Annotated in this window: 15 protein-coding genes; all 15 read left to right on the forward strand. The window is 37.9% G+C overall.

What is annotated here, in order from left to right; genetic code table 11:
• Window positions 1–305: 305 nt before the first annotated feature.
• The 15 genes from QUF78_RS11265 (at window position 306) to QUF78_RS11335 (ending at window position 18,431) form a co-directional block, all read left to right on the forward strand.
• Complete coding sequence (locus tag QUF78_RS11265) at window positions 306–2,432, forward strand: hydantoinase/oxoprolinase family protein (protein WP_289324705.1); 2,127 nt, start codon at window positions 306–308, stop codon at window positions 2,430–2,432.
• 81 nt (window positions 2,433–2,513) lie between these two features.
• On the forward strand, window positions 2,514–4,289 hold the full coding sequence (locus QUF78_RS11270) for a hydantoinase B/oxoprolinase family protein (protein ID WP_289324706.1): 1,776 nt from the start codon (window positions 2,514–2,516) through the stop codon (window positions 4,287–4,289).
• Window positions 4,290–4,410: 121 nt separating this feature from the next.
• The gene (locus QUF78_RS11275; protein WP_289324707.1) at window positions 4,411–5,745 is read left to right on the forward strand and encodes an MFS transporter; all 1,335 of its coding nucleotides are present in this window, start codon (window positions 4,411–4,413) and stop codon (window positions 5,743–5,745) included.
• Complete coding sequence (locus QUF78_RS11280; protein WP_289324708.1) at window positions 5,729–7,150, forward strand: amidase; 1,422 nt, start codon at window positions 5,729–5,731, stop codon at window positions 7,148–7,150. Before QUF78_RS11275 ends, QUF78_RS11280 begins: the two co-directional genes overlap by 17 nt.
• Before the next feature lie 331 nt (window positions 7,151–7,481).
• Window positions 7,482–8,120: a GntR family transcriptional regulator gene (locus QUF78_RS11285; protein WP_289324709.1), complete on the forward strand. Its 639-nt coding sequence runs from the start codon at window positions 7,482–7,484 to the stop codon at window positions 8,118–8,120.
• Between the two features lie 30 nt (window positions 8,121–8,150).
• On the forward strand, window positions 8,151–8,720 hold the full coding sequence (locus QUF78_RS11290; RefSeq protein ID WP_289324710.1) for an amino acid synthesis family protein: 570 nt from the start codon (window positions 8,151–8,153) through the stop codon (window positions 8,718–8,720).
• Between the two features lie 9 nt (window positions 8,721–8,729).
• The gene (locus tag QUF78_RS11295; protein WP_289324711.1) at window positions 8,730–9,659 is read left to right on the forward strand and encodes an NAD(P)-dependent oxidoreductase; all 930 of its coding nucleotides are present in this window, start codon (window positions 8,730–8,732) and stop codon (window positions 9,657–9,659) included.
• Between the two features lie 616 nt (window positions 9,660–10,275).
• Window positions 10,276–11,133: an HpcH/HpaI aldolase/citrate lyase family protein gene (locus QUF78_RS11300; RefSeq protein WP_289324712.1), complete on the forward strand. Its 858-nt coding sequence runs from the start codon at window positions 10,276–10,278 to the stop codon at window positions 11,131–11,133.
• Between the two features lie 235 nt (window positions 11,134–11,368).
• Window positions 11,369–11,827 carry a tripartite tricarboxylate transporter TctB family protein gene (locus tag QUF78_RS11305; protein ID WP_056520282.1) on the forward strand — a complete coding sequence of 153 codons (459 nt, stop codon included), beginning with the start codon at window positions 11,369–11,371 and terminating at the stop codon, window positions 11,825–11,827.
• A gap of 18 nt (window positions 11,828–11,845) precedes the next feature.
• A complete protein-coding gene (locus QUF78_RS11310; protein WP_056520281.1) occupies window positions 11,846–13,366 on the forward strand; it encodes a tripartite tricarboxylate transporter permease in 1,521 nt (506 codons plus the stop codon).
• A gap of 43 nt (window positions 13,367–13,409) precedes the next feature.
• Window positions 13,410–14,423: a tripartite tricarboxylate transporter substrate binding protein gene (locus QUF78_RS11315; RefSeq protein ID WP_056520279.1), complete on the forward strand. Its 1,014-nt coding sequence runs from the start codon at window positions 13,410–13,412 to the stop codon at window positions 14,421–14,423.
• 121 nt (window positions 14,424–14,544) lie between these two features.
• On the forward strand, window positions 14,545–15,999 hold the full coding sequence (locus QUF78_RS11320; protein WP_289324713.1) for an SLC13 family permease: 1,455 nt from the start codon (window positions 14,545–14,547) through the stop codon (window positions 15,997–15,999).
• A 273-nt stretch (window positions 16,000–16,272) separates the two neighbouring features.
• A complete protein-coding gene (locus tag QUF78_RS11325) occupies window positions 16,273–17,655 on the forward strand; it encodes an MmgE/PrpD family protein (RefSeq protein WP_289324714.1) in 1,383 nt (460 codons plus the stop codon).
• A complete protein-coding gene (locus QUF78_RS11330; protein ID WP_289324715.1) occupies window positions 17,625–17,834 on the forward strand; it encodes a hypothetical protein in 210 nt (69 codons plus the stop codon). Before QUF78_RS11325 ends, QUF78_RS11330 begins: the two co-directional genes overlap by 31 nt.
• Before the next feature lie 102 nt (window positions 17,835–17,936).
• Window positions 17,937–18,431, forward strand: a complete 495-nt coding sequence (locus tag QUF78_RS11335) for a PaaI family thioesterase (RefSeq protein ID WP_289324716.1) — start codon at window positions 17,937–17,939, stop codon at window positions 18,429–18,431.
• Window position 18,432 lies beyond the last annotated feature (1 nt).

Below are 18,432 nucleotides of genomic sequence, written 5' to 3' on the forward strand. Positions count from 1 at the left end.
TTTCAGATTATTAGATTTGTAAATCCAAAAGAAAAAAATAAAAAAATCCCTTTCAAATCAATAATTCTAGGGATTTTTATACAAAAAAAATTAAAAGTTACAATATTGGCACTTTAATTGCTTTATTTAAATTAATCGCCTGTAAGGGAGGGGGATTTCATTTGATAAGAAGGATTTAGGAGAAATGAAAAGGTTGGTGTTAATAATTTGGATGAAAAACGACTTATTAGAAGTGGGGACACGAACCTTTTAAGTTTCTGATGGGGAATATTAAAGTTTAAACAAATTAGTGAAGGAGGAATACAATGGTACGCTTAGGTGTCGATGTTGGAGGAACATTTACTGATTTGATTTTAATTCATGAGGAGACCGATCAATCTTGGATTCATAAGGTACCTTCAACACCCTCAGATCCGTCGGTAGCTATTATTAATGGTGTCACTGAAATATGTGTATTGGCAGGTATTGAACCGTCTAAGATTGATCAATTTTTCCATGGTACTACAGTTGCAACCAATATTGTATTAGAACATAACGGTGCAAATGTTGGAATGATCACGACTGAAGGGTTTAGAGATATCTTGCACATAGCACGTCATAAACGCCCATACAACTTTTCTTTATATCAAGATTTACCCTGGCAAAAATTTCCACTCATTAAGCGTCGTAATCGTTTAGTTGTGCCTGAAAGGGTTTCAGCAACTGGTGAAGTATTGACTCCATTAGATGAAGAAGCAACTCGTCAACAAGTACGAAAACTGAAAGAAGCAAAAGTTGATGCTATCGCCGTTTGCTTTTTATATTCATTTAAAAACCCAAATCATGAAAACCGCGTAAAGGAAATTATTCAAGAAGAGTTTCCGGAAGCCTATCTATCTATTAGTAACGAAATCTTACCCCAATATCGTGAGTATGAGCGCTTTAGTACAGTTGCTCTGAATGCCTTTATCGGACCTAAAACTAGTCGATATATTAAACGTTTAGAAGATGTATTAAAAAAGATGGGTATAAAAACGAGTGTAAACTTAATGCAATCTAATGGTGGTATTGCTACTGCTCAGGTGGCGGCCGAAAAGCCAATTAGCTTACTTTTATCCGGACCTGTTGGTGGGCTAATCGGAGGAATTAAAGCAGCTAAGAACGCAAAATTTGAAGATATTATTACCCTTGATATTGGTGGAACATCAGCTGACATTGGTGTTGCACCAAACGGGAAAATGAGAATGCGTCATTTATTAGATACTCGTATTGGTCAATATAATGCAATGGTTCCAATGGTGGACATTGATACGATTGGTGCAGGTGGAGGTTCGATTGCTTTTGTCGATGAAGGGGGAATTTTTCGCGTAGGACCTCAAAGTGCAGGTGCTGATCCTGGTCCAGCTTGTTATAACCGTGGTGGAACAGTTCCAACTTCTACAGATGCAAATGTTCTATTGGGGCGTATTCATCCGCAAAGTCGTTTAGCAGGTTCAATGCAAATTAGACCAGAGCTTTCTGAAAAGGCATTTGATGGGCATATAGCTTCCAAGTTAAATATGACCCCTTTAGAAGCTGCAGCGGGTGCGCTAAAAATCATGACGCATAACATGGTAAACGCCATAGAAATGAATAGTGTACGGAAGGGCTATGATCCTCGCGACTTTACATTGGTTGCAGCTGGCGGTGCAGGTCCTTTATTCGCTTGTGATATTGCTGAGGAATTAAATATTCCGTATGTTGTTGTTCCACCGTATCCGGGAATTACAGCTGCAATGGGACTTCTATCCACAGATATAGCTTATGAAAAAGTTCATACACTATGGGGAAGCTTAACAAATCCTGATGTGCCAGCTATTCGTGATGTGATTGAAAAACTTGAAAATGAATCATTATTAACGCTAAAAGAGGACGGCCTCTCAAATGAACAAATTTTCCTACGCCGAGTATGTGATTGCCGCTATACTGGTCAAGGTTACGAGCTTCGTGTTGATGCACCAGAAGGCGAAATCAATGAAGTGTGGGTAAAAGAAGTCATTGAACGCTTTCACCAAGTACATGAACGGGAGTATGCTAGTCAATTTCCAGAACAAGAAGTCGTCGCAATTAATGTTCGTGTTATTGGTACCGGTCTTGTTCAGTCAAATAAAGAACAATTATTCGTAGATCAAGGAAAGGAAAATTTCACTGTAAACAATTACCCTTCTTATCCAGTTTATTTCTGGATAAAAGATCAGCTTCAAAAGCAGGATACAAAATTTATTAATCGTGAGGATGTACCGGTAGGAACAAAACTTGTAGGACCTGTTGTAATTCAACAGAAGGATAGCACTACTCTTTTACCTCCAAACTGTACCGCTACCTTTGATAATTACGGAAACATAGTGATTGATATGAAAGCAAAACTTTCTACAAAAGATTCTAAAGATGTATTAGCAACGGTAACCAAATAAAAGTAGATTTCAATGTCTACATTTCAACACTGGAAATTTTTTTTACCTAATACAACACTTTAAAAAAGAAAGGAGATTTACATGACTGATAAAAATGCATATGAAAATATTGATCCCGTTACACTTGGGGTTATTGCTGGATCATTTAATTCAATCGCCAAAGAAATGGCACTAGTACTCTACCGGATGGCTTATTCCAGTATTATTCGTGAGTCTGAAGATCTCGGTGCTGGATTGTTTGATATAGATGGTAATGAGATATGTGAGAGTGATTCCACTCCTATGCATATTGGTTCTCTGCCAGGATATATTGATGGGGTACGTCACTTTTTAGGGGATAATATTAACGATGGAGATATAATTTTGCATAATAACCCTTATTATGGGGCTTCACATACTCCAGATCTAGCAATAATAATTCCAATTTATTATGAGGGTAAGCTTGTTGCATTTGCAGCTAATACAGGACATGTTCTTGATACTGGTGGTATGTCCCCAGGTTTGATGGTGGATGTCGTCGATGTTTATGCCGAAGGAAAGCATTATAACGCTATTAAATTATATAATAAAGGAGAAAAAAACGAGGAAATCTGGCGTCATATTTTTGAAAATGTACGTACACCAAAGGAAAATAAAGGTGACGTTGAGGCAATGATCGCATCGGCTAGGCTAGGTAAACGGCGCTACCTCGAGCTGATTGAACGATATGGTTTACAAACCGTGTTGGCAGCTCAAAAACGGTGGATGAATTATTCTGAAGAAATGATTAGAAAAGAAATTGCAAAGATTCCAGATGGTATGTACAAAGCCCCTACAGGTTGGCTTGATGATGATGGCAGAAATTATGGTGATCGCTTACGAATTGAAACTAGCATAAAAGTTAATGGAAGTGATTTAACCGTCGACTTATCAGGAAGTTCAGATCAAGTCGAAACCGCTTATAATGTCCCTTTCTCAGGTTCGACATTACCTGCGACTTATACAATTGTACGAGCAATCTTGCTGGATGAAGCTATTTCAGAAGTTTTTATTCCACAAAATAGCGGGATCTTCAAACCAATCAAAGTGGAAGCTCCAATTGGAAGTATATGGAACCCTAAATCTCCTGCAGCCTGTACAGCCCGCATTAATCAGGTGCAGCGATTGGCAGATCAAATCAACTTAGCCCTTTCTGGGGTCCTACCTGATAAGACTACTGCGGGTAACTCAGCACATGTTCACTTTAACTCATATGCTGGTATAAAAGAAGATTCAGGCGATTATTGGGTATATATCGAAGTAAATGAAGGTTCCTATGGAGGACGCCATGGAAAGGATGGATTAGATAGTGTCGATAATCTCGTAGCAAATACTAGAAACAATCCTATTGAAGAATTGGAAATGCGGCTCCCAATGAGATGTAACAGATATGAGCTCCGAGAAGAAGGTGCTTCAGCAGGAAAATGGCGTGGTGGAATTGGTATTGTTAGAACGTGGGAGTTTTTAACTGATAGCTTGTTTACAGGGGAAGGCGATAGACATACAGACCCTCCGCGTGGTGTCTTTGGTGGCCAGGACGGATTAACCGGTTCCATGACATTGAATCCTAATACTGATGGTGAACAAAATCTTCATGCTAAACTAACAAACTATAAAATTCGAAAAGGTGATTTACTAGAAATTCGGACTCCTTGTGCAGGTGGTTATGGAAATCCAAATGAACGGGATCCTCAAATGGTTTTAGATGATATTCTTGATGATTTTATTTCTAAAGAAACAGTAAAAGAAGTTTATAAAGTCGTTATTCGTAATGATTTTACAATTGATGAAGAAGCAACGAAGCAATTAAGGAAAGGTTTGGAAGTATTAAATAGTTAAAGATGTAATGTGATAAGTCGAGTTGGAGGGGGATTATCCCCCTACTACCGTTCTAGGAACAACCAAACTAACTTCTTGGGGTGACAGCATAACTAAAAAATGTTTTAAAAGGGGGTAGAATATGAAAAATTACCGCTACTTTATCATGGGGATGATTGTTTTTATGACCGTGATTAATTATGTTGACCGCGGGGCCCTTTCTTATGCTCAGCAGGAAATGATTAAAGAATTTGGTTTTGATGCCATTTCATGGGGAGCGGTACTTGGTTTTTTTGGTTATGGCTATCTGTTTGGTTCTTTTTTCGGCGGTTTGTTAGCTGATCTCAAAGGACCCAAGTTTGTATGGATAGTTGCAGGAACAGCATGGTCGATTTTTGAATTGGCCACTGCCTTTGCAGGCGAAATTGGTATGATGCTTTTTGGGGGTTCGGCTTTAGCAGGGTTCGCTGTATTTCGTATATTATTCGGTTTGGCAGAGGGACCGACATTTTCTACGATTAATCGAACAAATGCCAATTGGGCAGCAACGAAAGAGCGAGGTTTTTCAGCATCTTTGGGGCTATTGGGAAGCCCTTTGGGTGCATTGTTGACAGCACCAATAGCTGTTGGTTTATTATCCATCACAAATTGGAGGATGATGTTTATCATTCTGGGTGCAATAGGACTTCTTTGGGTTATAACCTGGTCAAAAGTTTTTACAAACCTACCGGAAGATAATCCAAGGGTTTCCAAAGAAGAATTGGCTCTTATCCGCTCAAAAGCAGACCTTCTTCCTAATGAAAAATTGGTAGAGGGGGGTTCTTCTAGCACAAAAAAATGGTACCACTTTTTCAAAAATCCAACCTTAGTCTTTAATGCGTTTGGCTATTTTGCTTTACAATACATTACCTTCCTTCTTTTAACATGGACTCCTAAATATCTTCAGGATGTTTATGACTTTGAACTTTCTTCACTCTGGTATTTAGGGATGATCCCTTGGGTCGGTGCCTGTTTTACCGTAATCTTAGGAGGAAAGCTTTCAGATTACTTGAGAAGAAAAACAGGAAATTTACGAATTGCCCGTTCTGGTTTGGCGGTCGTTTCGCTATTCCTAACTGCTGTTTGCTTCCTGTTAATACCAACGGCCGACAGCATCGTCGGTGTAATGTTTTGGATGAGCATTGGTAATGCTTTCAATTTTTTACCTAATTCGGTTTATTGGTCTGTCATTCTTGATACTGAACCAAACCTCGCTGGTACATTTGGGGGAATCTCACACTTCATTTGTAATCTAGCTACCATTATTGCTCCTACATTAACAGGTTTTTTGGTTATCAAATATGGTTATCCTTCGATGTTTACCGCAGCTGTTGTTGCAACACTTATCGGAATGGTCGCTATGATGTTCGTAAAGCCAGGGAACTCAGTTATTAATAACAAGCAGAAAGGGGATATCGCTAGTGGAAGCAACTTATAAAGATGAGATACTCCAATGGGACTTATTCAAATTGTCCAATGCAATCTACAACAAACAAATCTCGCCAGTTGAAGTAACGGGGCACATCATCGAACGAATTTCTCAAGTTAATCCAAAAATAAATGCCTATATTACTGTATTAGAAGATCAAGCGATAAAGGATGCGAAGCAAGCCGAGAAAGAAGTCACTATGGGGAATTGGAGAGGACCCCTTCACGGCATTCCAATAGGTGTGAAGGATATGATATATACTAAAAACATTAAAACAACGATGGGTTCGGAATTGTTTAAGAATTTTTTACCGGATTACAATGCCACAGTTGTTGAAAAATTAAAGCGGGCTGGTGCCATAATCATCGGAAAACAAAATACACATGAATTTGCCTATGGTCCTACTGGCGACCGTTCCTATTTTGGTCCTGTAAGAAATCCATATGATTTGTCAAAAATGACGGGTGGTTCTAGCAGTGGATCTGCTGCAGCTGTTGCGTCAGCATTATGTTACGGAGCTTTGGGTACTGATACAGGCGGATCGGTAAGAATCCCCTCTTCAATATGCGGGATTGTTGGGATGAAACCAACTTTTGGACGGGTTAGCAAATACGGGTTATATCCGACTAGCTGGACGCTGGATCATATAGGGCCAATGACAAGATGTGTAAAAGACAACGCGATTCTCTTAAACGTGTTGTCAGAGTATGATAGCCAAGATTATTATTCTATCAAAACAACAAAGGAAGACTTCACTAGGCTATTAAATAAAGGAATAAAAGGAAGTGTAATCGGCATTCCTTCATCCTTCTTTTTTGAGAGAGTCGAATCAGAAGTAAAGAATCAGGTCTTCCAAGCGATTGAAGTTTTTAAAAGCCTCGGTGCAGAAGTTCGTCCAGTGAATATACCTCAGATACAGAAAATATCTTTGGCACATCAAATGATAGTTAAATGTGAGGCATATACCATTCATGAATCACCGCTTGACAACTCCCCGGAGTTGTATGACACGGAAGTAAAAGAACGATTATTAAGCGGCTCAATACCAAAAGCATTGGAGTATGTTAAAGCCTTACAGATGAAACAGGTGGCTATTCATGAATTTAACCAGGTGCTTGAAAAGGTAGATGTCATATTATTTCCGACAGTATCCGTTTTGCCTCCCGATATCGAACAACGAGAAGTAACGATTGACGGCCATCCGGAACATGTCCGCTCCGCAATCAATCGTCTTAACGGTCCAACAAATTTAAACGGTTTTCCAAGTTTACAAATTCCTTGCGGCTTTTCATCGTCAGGCATACCAATTGGCCTTCAGTTAATCGGAAAACAGTTGGATGAAGCTAATCTGTATCGTTTCGCTCATTCATTTGAGCAAGAAGTCTCCCTCCCAACAGTAAAAATGAATATATAGGATAATTCGTGAGTCATTACTTAGATGTTCCCATTGAAACAGTTTACAACTCTATTACTGGTAGTTTAGAGCCCTTAGCTAAAGATAAAATGAGGTGTCGTCCGAAATCGGATGACGCCTTTTTAATTAGTAAAAGTTAGATATTCAACATATTTTTTATAGTTATTGACTGATGAGCAAATCGTTTCAATCAATATTCAACTTAGAATGTATTTATAACTAAAAATTCACACTTGTGTGAATTGATTAAATATTATATATTTAAAAGAGGAAACATTGTCGACAATATCGTAATACAATTTTCTTTTAGGGGGTGTCAGGGTTAGCAAACGTGAAAAAAACAATAGCCTTAAAGATAGCAGAAGAAATTACTGCAAGAATTGGAAAGCGTATTTTAAATCCGGGTGAACATCTCATTGAGACTGCTATAGCTGATGAATTTCAAACTAGTCGAGCTCCTGTTCGAGAAGCTTTATTAATGTTAGAGCGTGACCGGCTAGTTCAACGTATCCCGCATCATGGTGTCGTAGTTAGACGGTTTACTAGAAACGATATTCATGAGCTATATGATGTTATTTACCGCCTTGAAGAAATTTCAATGGAAAAGGCGATTGCTAGGGTTAGTCAAGAAGATATAAAAAACCTAGAAGAAGTAGTTGATAAACAGATTCAGGCTGTAAAGGATCATAACATTGAGGAATACTATGATTTAAACGAACAATTTCATAACTTTATATTTTCCATTGCTGGAAACACAGTATTGAGTGAAACGTATTCTTCACTTAGGCGGTCAGCTAAGCCTTTCAGGATGTTATCGATGGCTCAAGGAAGTAATCTGAGTTCATCGTTAGACGAGCATAAAAAACAAGTTAAAGCTCTGGCAGGCAAAGATGTAAGTGAAGGGAAGCTTGCTATACATGAGCAAGAAATTCGTTCACTCCAATCGTTAGACATACTATTTCCAGAATAGAGAGGAGTATTCATGATGGAGATCAGAAAATTGTATACAGTGTTAGAGGAAACATTTATTGAGGGTTATAAGAAAGTTGAGATACCTGTAAGGGTTGCTGTTGTGGCGGCAGTTATTAGAAATCCATATGCAGGTAAATATGTAGAGGATCTTCAGCCTTTAATCGATACTTATTCTGCTAATTTAGGGCAACTATTACCTACAAAGGCACTTGAGGCACTGGGGATAACAGGCGAAGAATGTGAGGCTTATGGAAAGGCCGCACTCGTTGGGATTGATGGAGAAATTGAACATGGTTCCGCAATTATCCACACGATGATATTTGGCAACGAAATCCGAAAAATCTGTGGCGATGCGAAGACATTGTTGCCTTCAGCTGAAAAAAGGGGTACTGCAGGTGCGTCTATCGATTTAGCGATCAAACACAAAATGGATCCAAAGGTCCGCTCTCATCATATGAGTTTTGAATTTAGAATTCCTGATGCACCTAGAGCAGATGAAATTCTTGTTGCTGTAGCCGTTACTTCTAGCGGCAGAGCACACCCAAGAATTGGATCCCTGCATTCAGAATTAGCGGCACAAGGTGAAGACCAGGATTAATTGGAAGGAATGAATGCAATGGTTAATATTGGCTTTATCGGGATCGGGAAAATGGGTCGATTGATGTCAGAGAATTTATTGAATAGTGGATACAAACTTTCTATTTATGATAAAAATTTAGATTCGATGAATCAATTAAAAGAAAAAGGGGCGATTATTGCGTCTTCCGTTCACGAGATAGGTACAAGAAATGACATCATTTTCACTATGCTGCCAGATTCACATTCAGTAGAATCAGTATTGGATGGTGAACATGGTTTATTCCATTCTATGAAGCAAGGTGGAATGATTGTGGATATGAGCAGTTCTTATGTTTTTTCTACAAAACAACTGGCAAAGAGAGCATCTGCATTAAGATTAACGTTGGTAGACGCACCAGTTTCCGGTGGTATAAAAGGTGCTAAAGAGGGGACTCTGACAATTATGGTCGGAGCAAATCAAGAAGATTTTTTGAAAGTGCTCCCCTATTTAAAAGCCGTGGGAAAAGTAATCAATCTGGTGGGAGATACAGGATCAGGTCATGCTCTGAAAGCTATCAATAACTTTCTTTCAGCAACTTCCCTATATGCCACAAGTGAAGCAATGATATTAGCTAAAAAGCTAGGAATTGATTTAGAAATTGCTTTAGATACCATAAATAAAAGCTCTGGTCAAAGTTTTTCGACACATTATAAATACCCAGCGTTTATATTACCGCGTAGTTTTGATTCGGGTTTCTCACTTGATTTACTTCTAAAAGATGTAAAAATGGTATCTTCAATTGCAAAGGATACTAAAATACCAGTTTTGTTAGCTGCGATAGTTGAACAAATTTATGAAGCAGCAAGTAGAACAGGAGAAAAAAATCAGGATCATACGGAGGTTATTAAATTTTTGGAGAGAATTTCAAATTTCAGTTTACAAGAGGTTGATGAGTTGCAGCATAATAATCATACCTAAGCACAGAATGTAAGGGAATATCCGTTTAAATTAGTTTATTACTATTGGATTTTGGCAAATTATATATATACTGGAACCCTCCGTTCTTCATTATTCAGCAGATAGAATTGGTTTTTCTCGTTTCTCAATTTCACAGTTAGATCGGAGGGGATTTTCTGTACTATGTCTACGTTAAGTTTATTACCTTATGAATCGAACCCACCATTCCTCATATCAATTTCTATCCTATTTTTTTTTAATCCATGAACAATTTTATATATGACTTTAATTTACAACAAAAAATTTGTCAGGTTTATCTTTTTAAAATGTTTTCAAGAACGTTTATTCACTTATACCAACTTTTCAAAAACCTGCTAATGTGGGCATTGAAACGGTTTATCAAAAGAGTGTTTTCACTTTCTTTAAGAATAGATAAAGTTTTTAAAAATAATTATAATATTTTGAAATTTTTGTTTATTTATGGATAAAATTCTTGTATATTATAAATTAGAAAGAAAAAATTGGATCTAATCTACATAAAAATATTGATAGTTAGCCTGATCCTCTCAAGAAGTGGATAGCAGGTCATTTCTTTTTTTATTTTTTTGGATCCAATATCCTAAAAGGAGGCTTATAGTTGAATATAAAACGGTCCTATTTGTTCGTTCCTGCCAATTCAAGAATGATTGAGAAAGCTCTTAGCAGTGAAGCTGATTGTGTCATTCTTGATTTAGAAGATGCAGTAGCCATTAATGAAAAGAAGACAGCAAGGGAAATGGCAGTAGTTGCTCTGCAAAACAGCCGTTCTCAAAAGGATGTTTATATAAGGATCAATGAGATTACCACCCCGCTATGGAGAGAAGATTTAGAGGCCGCTGTAGATGCTGGTTCAAAAGGAATAATCGTACCAAAGGCGGAAAGTGCTGGTAACATGAAGATAATTTGCAATGCAGCACTTGAACACTTCGATAAGAAAAATAAAAAAAGCAAACATTTCGAGGTTCTGCCTCTAATTGAAACGGCAAGAGGGGTACATTTTGCTTATAATATTGCAACTTCACATTACCTTATTTCACGCCTAGTCTTTGGTTCTCTTGATTATTCCCTCGATATAGATTGTCAGTTAACAGATCATGGAGATGAACTACTGTATGCTAGGTCACAGATCGTAAATGCTTCAAAGGCGGCAGGTGTTGGGAGTCCGGTGGACTCAGCTTATCCAGACCTTGGGAATGATCAAGGATTGAATAGTGAGACATTGAGATCAAGGAAGCTAGGATTTAGGTCAAAATTAGCTATTCATCCAAAACAATTGGAGCCCATTCATCATGTTCTTACACCAAGCCAGAAAGAGGTTGAAGAGGCAATGTATATTGTGAATGCTTTTGAACTGGCTGAACAAAAAGGGAGTGCATCCATTTCAATTGGAACAAAATTTGTGGACTATCCTGTTTATAAAAAAGCAAAGACAATTTTGCAATATGCCAGCTTATAAAAATATCAATGTTCTTTTATATAAAGGAGTTGATAGAAAAGTTTAAAAAATGCTTATTTTGAATGAATTTTGAAAGCGCATTCATTTCATTAGAAGAAATATAAGTGAATATCAAATAAACAAAATATTAATAAATTAGTTTGCATTATCATTGGATACAGAATCCAATTAGACAAATTAAAAGGACAATATAGTAAAAACTATCTATTTAATGTTTGATAAAGGGAGGGAAAGTATGTTAGCAAGAAATATGCTGGCCGACCGTATCGGAGGAATTATATGTATTATTGTTGGTGGAATCGCGCTATCGGAAGCTGTGCGTTTGTACCCAATGCGGACGGGTCCGTTAATAGGAGACCATACGATGCCGGGGGTTATAGGCGGGTTAATGATCTTGTTCGGTTTATTAATTTTCATTGTTAAGGGAGAAATTTTTAAGACTGAATACCCCAACAGTAAAACAATGAGAAGAATGCTTCTCACACTATGTTTGTTATTCATCTATTGGTTTTTACTTGGTATTTTAGGTTATACCATTACTACCTTGTTAGTATCCACAGGTTTATTTAAAGTTATTGGCAACTACAGCATAATCAAATCTCTTATTTTTGGAATTTTGTTAACATTGGTTCTTTATTTACTATTTATTTTTTGGCTCGGTATGCCGTTCCCAACTGGAATTTTTAATATTTAATAAAGTAGAGGTGATGATATGGATGCAGTGGGTATGCTTATATCCGGTTTTACAGAAGCTTTAACGCCAATTAACCTAATGATGGCTGTAATAGGTGTTTTGGTAGGAACATTAGTTGGCATGTTACCAGGACTCGGACCTACATCCGCAATTGCCATTTTGTTGCCGTTAACAACTGTACTTGGCCCTGTTGAAGGGATCATTATGTTGGCTGGCATTTACTATGGTGCCATGTATGGTGGTTCTACAACAGCAATTTTGCTTAATATTCCAGGAGAGGTTTCATCTGTTCCCACCTGTCTAGATGGTTACCCGCTTGCTAAACAGGGAAGGGGAGGGCCGGCGCTTGGCATCGCAGCGATATCATCTTTTGTTGCAGGAGTTTTAGGGGTAATTGGTCTCGTATTTTTTGCTCCGATCCTTGCTAATCAAGCGCTGAAATTTGGTCCTCCGGAATACTTCGCCCTGATGATATTAGCTCTAACTGTCATTATTAATTTGGCAGGTAATTCAATAATTAAGGGCTTAATTATGGGCCTTTTCGGTTATATGCTATCGATGGTGGGAATGGGTCCTACAGGAGGACAACCTCGATTTGATTTTGGTATTGATGCTCTTTCTGCAGGATTTGACATGATCAGCATTATTATAGGGTTGTTTGCTATTACAGAAGTTATAAAGGGAATGGAAGAAAAACAAACAGCAATTTCTGTAGGTAAGATTGGAAGTGTATATCCAAGCAAATCAGATTTACGGAAGAGTTCCAAAGCGATGATCCGTGGTGGGTTCATAGGATTTATAATGGGAATTTTACCTGGTTGCTCAACTGCAGTTACAACGTTTTTATCCTATGACATTGAAAAGAAGATGTCCAAAAATCCTGAAAAGTTTGGTAAAGGGGCAATTGAAGGAGTTGCAGCACCAGAAGCAGCAAACAACGCAACAAGTTCCGCTGGTTTTATTCCATTGTTTGCACTCGGGATTCCGAGTTCGCCGCCTTTGGCAATTCTTCTCGCTGGCCTAATGATTTATGGTCTTCAGCCTGGACCAGTCCTGTTTGAGCAAAGCGGTAGTTTTGTTTGGACCGTTATTGCCAGTATGTTTATTGGAAACATCATGTTATTAGCGTTAAACTTGCCATTGGTTGGTTTGTGGGCGAAGTTGACTCAAATTCCATACGGGGTGATTGCACCTATTATTCTGATTCTTAGCTTTATTGGTGCCTACACGGTTCGAAACAATCTATTCGATGTATTCGTTGCATTGATATTTGGTGTGCTAGGATATTTTTTACACAAATATCGTTGGCCTGTAGTTCCGCTCATTTTATGCTTTATCCTCGGGCCAATGTTAGAACAATCCTTTGTTCAATCATTATCTATGTCAAAAGGAGAGTTCTCCATTTTTATAGACCGTCCAATTTCATTGACTATTCTCTTGGCTTCTCTGGTGTTGTTTGTTATTTCTATCATTTTAATAAAACGCACGAAAACACGAGTTAAAGAAGTGGTGGGTACAGATCTTGATATTTCTGAATAAACAATTAATTTTTTCTGCTATAAACTATTAGGGGGGAATTATTATGAAGAAAAAAGAATTATTTGGTTTACTTTCTGGTGTGATGGCATTGAGTATCGCTTTATCAGGCTGTACTTCAAATGCGGCTTCAGGCGATCAAAAAAAAGTGTCTGAATATCCGACAAAACAAATTGAGGTAATCGTACCATTTGCAGCCGGAGGTGGGACTGACCTTTCTGCCAGAGCAATGAGTGAATATTTAAGTGAAGAGTGGGGTAAGTCAGTAGTAGTCATAAATAAACCAGGTGCTGGCGGTGCAACAGGAACTCAAGAGGTTCTTAAGCAAGGTTCTAAAGACGGACATACCGTATTGGTTCAGAGTGTTTCTGCTGTATCAGCACTTTACGCAGGTAATACACATTTACCTTTTAGTATGAAAGACCAAAAGTTTCTAGCCAAAATGACAGGCGACCCTCTTGCATATGTTGTAAGTGCAGATTCTCCCTTCCAGAATATAAATGATTTAAATGAGTGGGTAAAGAAAAATCCAGATAAGTTTACATTTGCTAGCAATGGTCCCACGGCTATAGGGACTTTCGGTACGATCCAGTGGATGGATAGTATTGGTGCTGATTTCTCAAAAGATAGTCTTGTTGCGACCAATGGTTCAGGTGACGCACTTCCAAAGGTGGCAGGTGGACATATTACACTTGCCGTACAAGGGGTAAGTGAGGTATCCAATTTAACGAAAGCAGGCAAGTTGAAAATATTAGGTATTGAAGCACCTGAGAGAAGCCCGTTCTTCCCTGATGTTCCTACCATGAAAGAACAAGGTGTTAATAATATAGATGTTACGTTATGGTACGGCGTAACCGCACCTTCTGGAACTCCTGATTATGTAGTGAAAAAGTGGGAATCTACAATTAACAAAATGATAAAAGACCCTAAATTTCTCAAAAAATTAGACAGCATTAATGTTCGCCCTAATTATGCAAATGCTGCTGATTTTACCAAATCAGTAAAAGAAGAAACAAAAGATTATACGAAAATTGCAAAGGAAAAAGGATTAGTTAAATAGTATATTTTTTCGAATACGTGAAGGGGATATGGGTATACATATCCTTTCTTTTTCTATGTATCGTTAGGTAAAAGTTAAATCCGAAAGCTCAAATTTTGAAAGGAAGGAGAGGTGAGAGGATATGAATTCACCAAAAATGAAAATTTCGGCGAAACCGTCACAGTCTTTGTCTATTAAAATTCCTAAAGTGCTTACTCTCACTTTAGGTCTGATTATTATGATTGTTGTCTACGTTATTCTTCCGCAGGAGTATACAGAGTCAGCAAGAATCATGTTAGCCTTTCTTGCACTTAGTGTATTTTATTGGACGTTTGAACCTATACCAATTGGGTTAACAGCACTAATCTTACTGGTTTTTATGCTCGTGTTCGGTGTGGTTTCTACAGAAGTGGTTTACAGTGGCTTTGCCTCCCCCGCTATTTTTCTTATTATCGGTGGAATGATGTTGGCACGGGCTGTCAATGATACTCCTCTTGCCGAAAGAATTGCCTATATATTTTTGGCAAAATGGGGTGGTACAGCTAAGGGCCTATTAGCAAGCATTCTAGTCATACCGCAAATTCAATCGTTTTTTATACCAGCTGCCGCTGTTAGAACCGCTTTGCTCCTTCCTGTTGCATTAATGTCACTTGATACGATTGGAGAACGAGGAAAAGGTAACCTTACAAAACTGATCTTGCTGGGTGTCGCGTTCGGTTCCACTATTAGTGGAACAGCTGTCATGACAGCAGCTATTGGAAATATATTGACCGTTGAGTTATTAAAAGAATTTCTCGAAATAAAGATTACCTATCTTCAATGGTTTTTTTACACGTTTCCTATATGGATTGCCCTTATTCCTATAGCTTGGTATGTATTATTAAAAAGTTTCCCATTAACAGATGAAGAAAAAAACTTTCCCCATGTAAAAAAGGAAATAGAAAATAAACTTGCTGACCTTGGTAAAGTAAACAACGAGGAAAAAAGATGTATTGGTATATTACTATTAATTGTGGCACTTTGGTTTACAGAGCCCTGGCATGGTCTACATCCTAGTGTCCCAGCGCTTATAGGGGTCGTATTAATGACACTTCCAGGTATTGGGTGTACAAAGTGGGATCATATAATCAAAATTAATTTTGATACGGTTCTCTTAATGGGGGTAACGTTATCACTTGGTTATGCCTTTAATAAATCCGGAGCTGCTACTCTTGTCGGTAAAAGTTTAAGTACAGAGTGGATTATTGACCTCCTGCGTTCTCCTGTATTGGCGGTGATTACCATCTTAGTTCTTACTCAAATACTACACATTGCCGTAGCAAACGTCTCTACGGCAGTAGTAACTTTGATCCCAATTTTTATAGGGTTAGCGACTCAAGCCGGAGCAGATGCTGTTCTTATTTGTTTGACAGCCTCACTAGCATGCTTGCACGGATATATTTTGGTTGTTGAAGCTACTCCAAATATAATTGTCCATAGTTCGGGGAGAATTCAACAAAAGGAGTTTTTTATACCAGGAGTAAAATTAACAATTTGGATGAGCATCATAACACTCGTAACTGCTGTTACTTGGTGGAACTGGGTGGGATTATTATAAATAGTTACTATAAAACTTTCACATTTGAAAGAATTAGAAGAGCGGAATTTCAATGTACACATAAAGAGATCTGTTATATAATTTAAATATTCAAATTTATTAAAATATATAGACTTCTTTTTTTAGATCCTGTATCCTATAAATGAATACTGTTTTAAACAGCATTAAAGTGACTGTTTTTTTATAAAAAAATTGGATCCAATATCCAAGGAAGATTTCTTACTTACTTCTACTTATATACTAAAAAATTTTAGGAGAAATGAGGGTTTCTTAATGACACATAGCCAGACACTTGCAGGTTTTATTTCTGAAACAAAGTATGAAAATATCCCAGATGAAGTGATTGAATTTACGAAGCTTTGTATTCTTGATTGGCTCGGGACTGCACTTGCGGGAAAAGATAAGGCCCCTATTCAAATGATTAACCAGTTCGTCGAGGAAACTGGAGGAAACCCTCAATCAACAACGATTACAGGCATTAAAACCTCGGCTGTAAACGCTGCGCTTCTAAACGGGGCAGCAAGCCATATTGTTGAACTTGATGACGTTCATAAGGGTTCTATTTTACATGCTGGCACTGTCGTGATACCGGCCGCGTTAAGTATAGCAGAAGCAAAAAATTGTAGCGGAAAGGAATTAATTGAAGCTGTGGTAGTAGGTTATGAAATCTGTTTCAGAATTGGAGAGGCTGTTTCACCTTCTCATTATTACTACTGGCATAATACAGCCACTTGCGGAACCTTTGGTGCGGCAGCTGCTGCGGCTAAGCTATTGGGGTTGAATGAGGCTCAAATTGCATCAGCTCTTGGAAGCGCAGGCACACAAGCGGCTGGTTTATGGGAGTTTATTGAGGACGGGGCGATGTCTAAACAACTTCATCCAGCAAAGGCCGCTTCAAATGGATTAATTTCTGCCCTTTTAGCGGAAAAAGGATTTACATCAGCAAGTAAAATTCTTGAAGGAAAACGGGGATTCTTCAAAGCAATGTCCGATGAATATGATGAATCGAAAATTACTCAGGGGCTGGGAAAGAGCTATAAAATTATTGAAAATTCCTTTAAAATTCATGCATCTTGTCGGCATACCCATCCTGCCATAGATATGATTATTGCTCTAGTGAAAGAAAACCCAATTCAATTAAGCCAAGTCTCTAAAATAAATGTTAAAACCTATCAAGTCGCATTAGATATTACGGATAATTCAGATCCTCAATCCGTGTATGCAGCCAAATTTAGTCTTCAATTTTGCGTAGCACTGGGATTAATTAACGAATCAGCCAGTTTATATGATTATAACGAAGATACATTATGGGATGAAACGATTCGTAAAACGATGTCACTAATAGCTGTATCAGTAGATCCAGAAGTAAATAGGGCGTATCCCGATAAATGGGGAGCTGTGGTAGAGATTGAATTAACGAACGGAAAAATCCTTAGCAAACAAACAAATTATCCCAAAGGGGACCCTGAAAATGCTGTTACATCTCAAGATTTGATTGCAAAATTTGAACAGCTTACCAGTGAATTCGATGTAAATGAAACCAAGATGTATATTGAGCGGATAATGAATCTGGAGACATTCCATGTCGTTAGTGATTTTTTTGAGAAACAAATGGGGGATGAACCATGGGGGCAAGAGAAATTGCACCAGCATTAATGACCAAGAAATGGCGGTTCCATTGGAATCGAGTTAATGGGATGGTGGATAATAAGACGGTCAATTTAAGTGGAAATTTCCGGAACGCTATGAAGAACATTGATGAAATTTGGTTGAAAGTAACTATTGCTAAGCATACATCACTGTACCGCAATTTAGTTATGAACCACTTTATTTAAAATCTATTAAACCATGTTTAAGGAGGTATGATGTGAAAATAGAACTGATGTAGATGATCAGAGGCCTACAACTAAAAAATAATACAAAGAGGCATTTAAATCATGGATGGACAAAAATTAAAACAAGAAATCAATGCGCGTATAGAGAATTGTACCGTGAAAGAGCTAAAACATATACAGCATATGATTCATACGATGAAAAGTCCAGAAAGAGGGGGTTTACATTACTTAGGAAGCTTTCTGGGAATAAATCTAACAGAAATAGATAGGATTTCGATGGATCTTGGTATGCAAAATGCTAATAAATATGGAGTAGCGCAAGGTGGGGCTGTATATACTCTCGCCGATGTCGCTCTTGGTTATAAAATTATTTCAGACGTTGGTGACGAGAGTAAAGTTCTGACCATTGAGTTGAAGGTCAATTACATGAAGCAAGGAAAAGGCCGAAAACTTTATGCAGAACCCATTATTCTACATCAGGGGAAAAGTACGGTTGTTGGACAATGTATGATTTTAGATGAACAAAATGATGTTATTGCTGCTGCGCTAGGAACTTTTTTTGTAATGAGGCCAACCCATTTATTAAAGGGAGGTTAAT

The organism is Peribacillus sp. ACCC06369 (assembly GCF_030348945.1).
In the GTDB taxonomy this organism is placed as follows: Bacteria; Bacillota; Bacilli; order Bacillales; family DSM-1321; genus Peribacillus.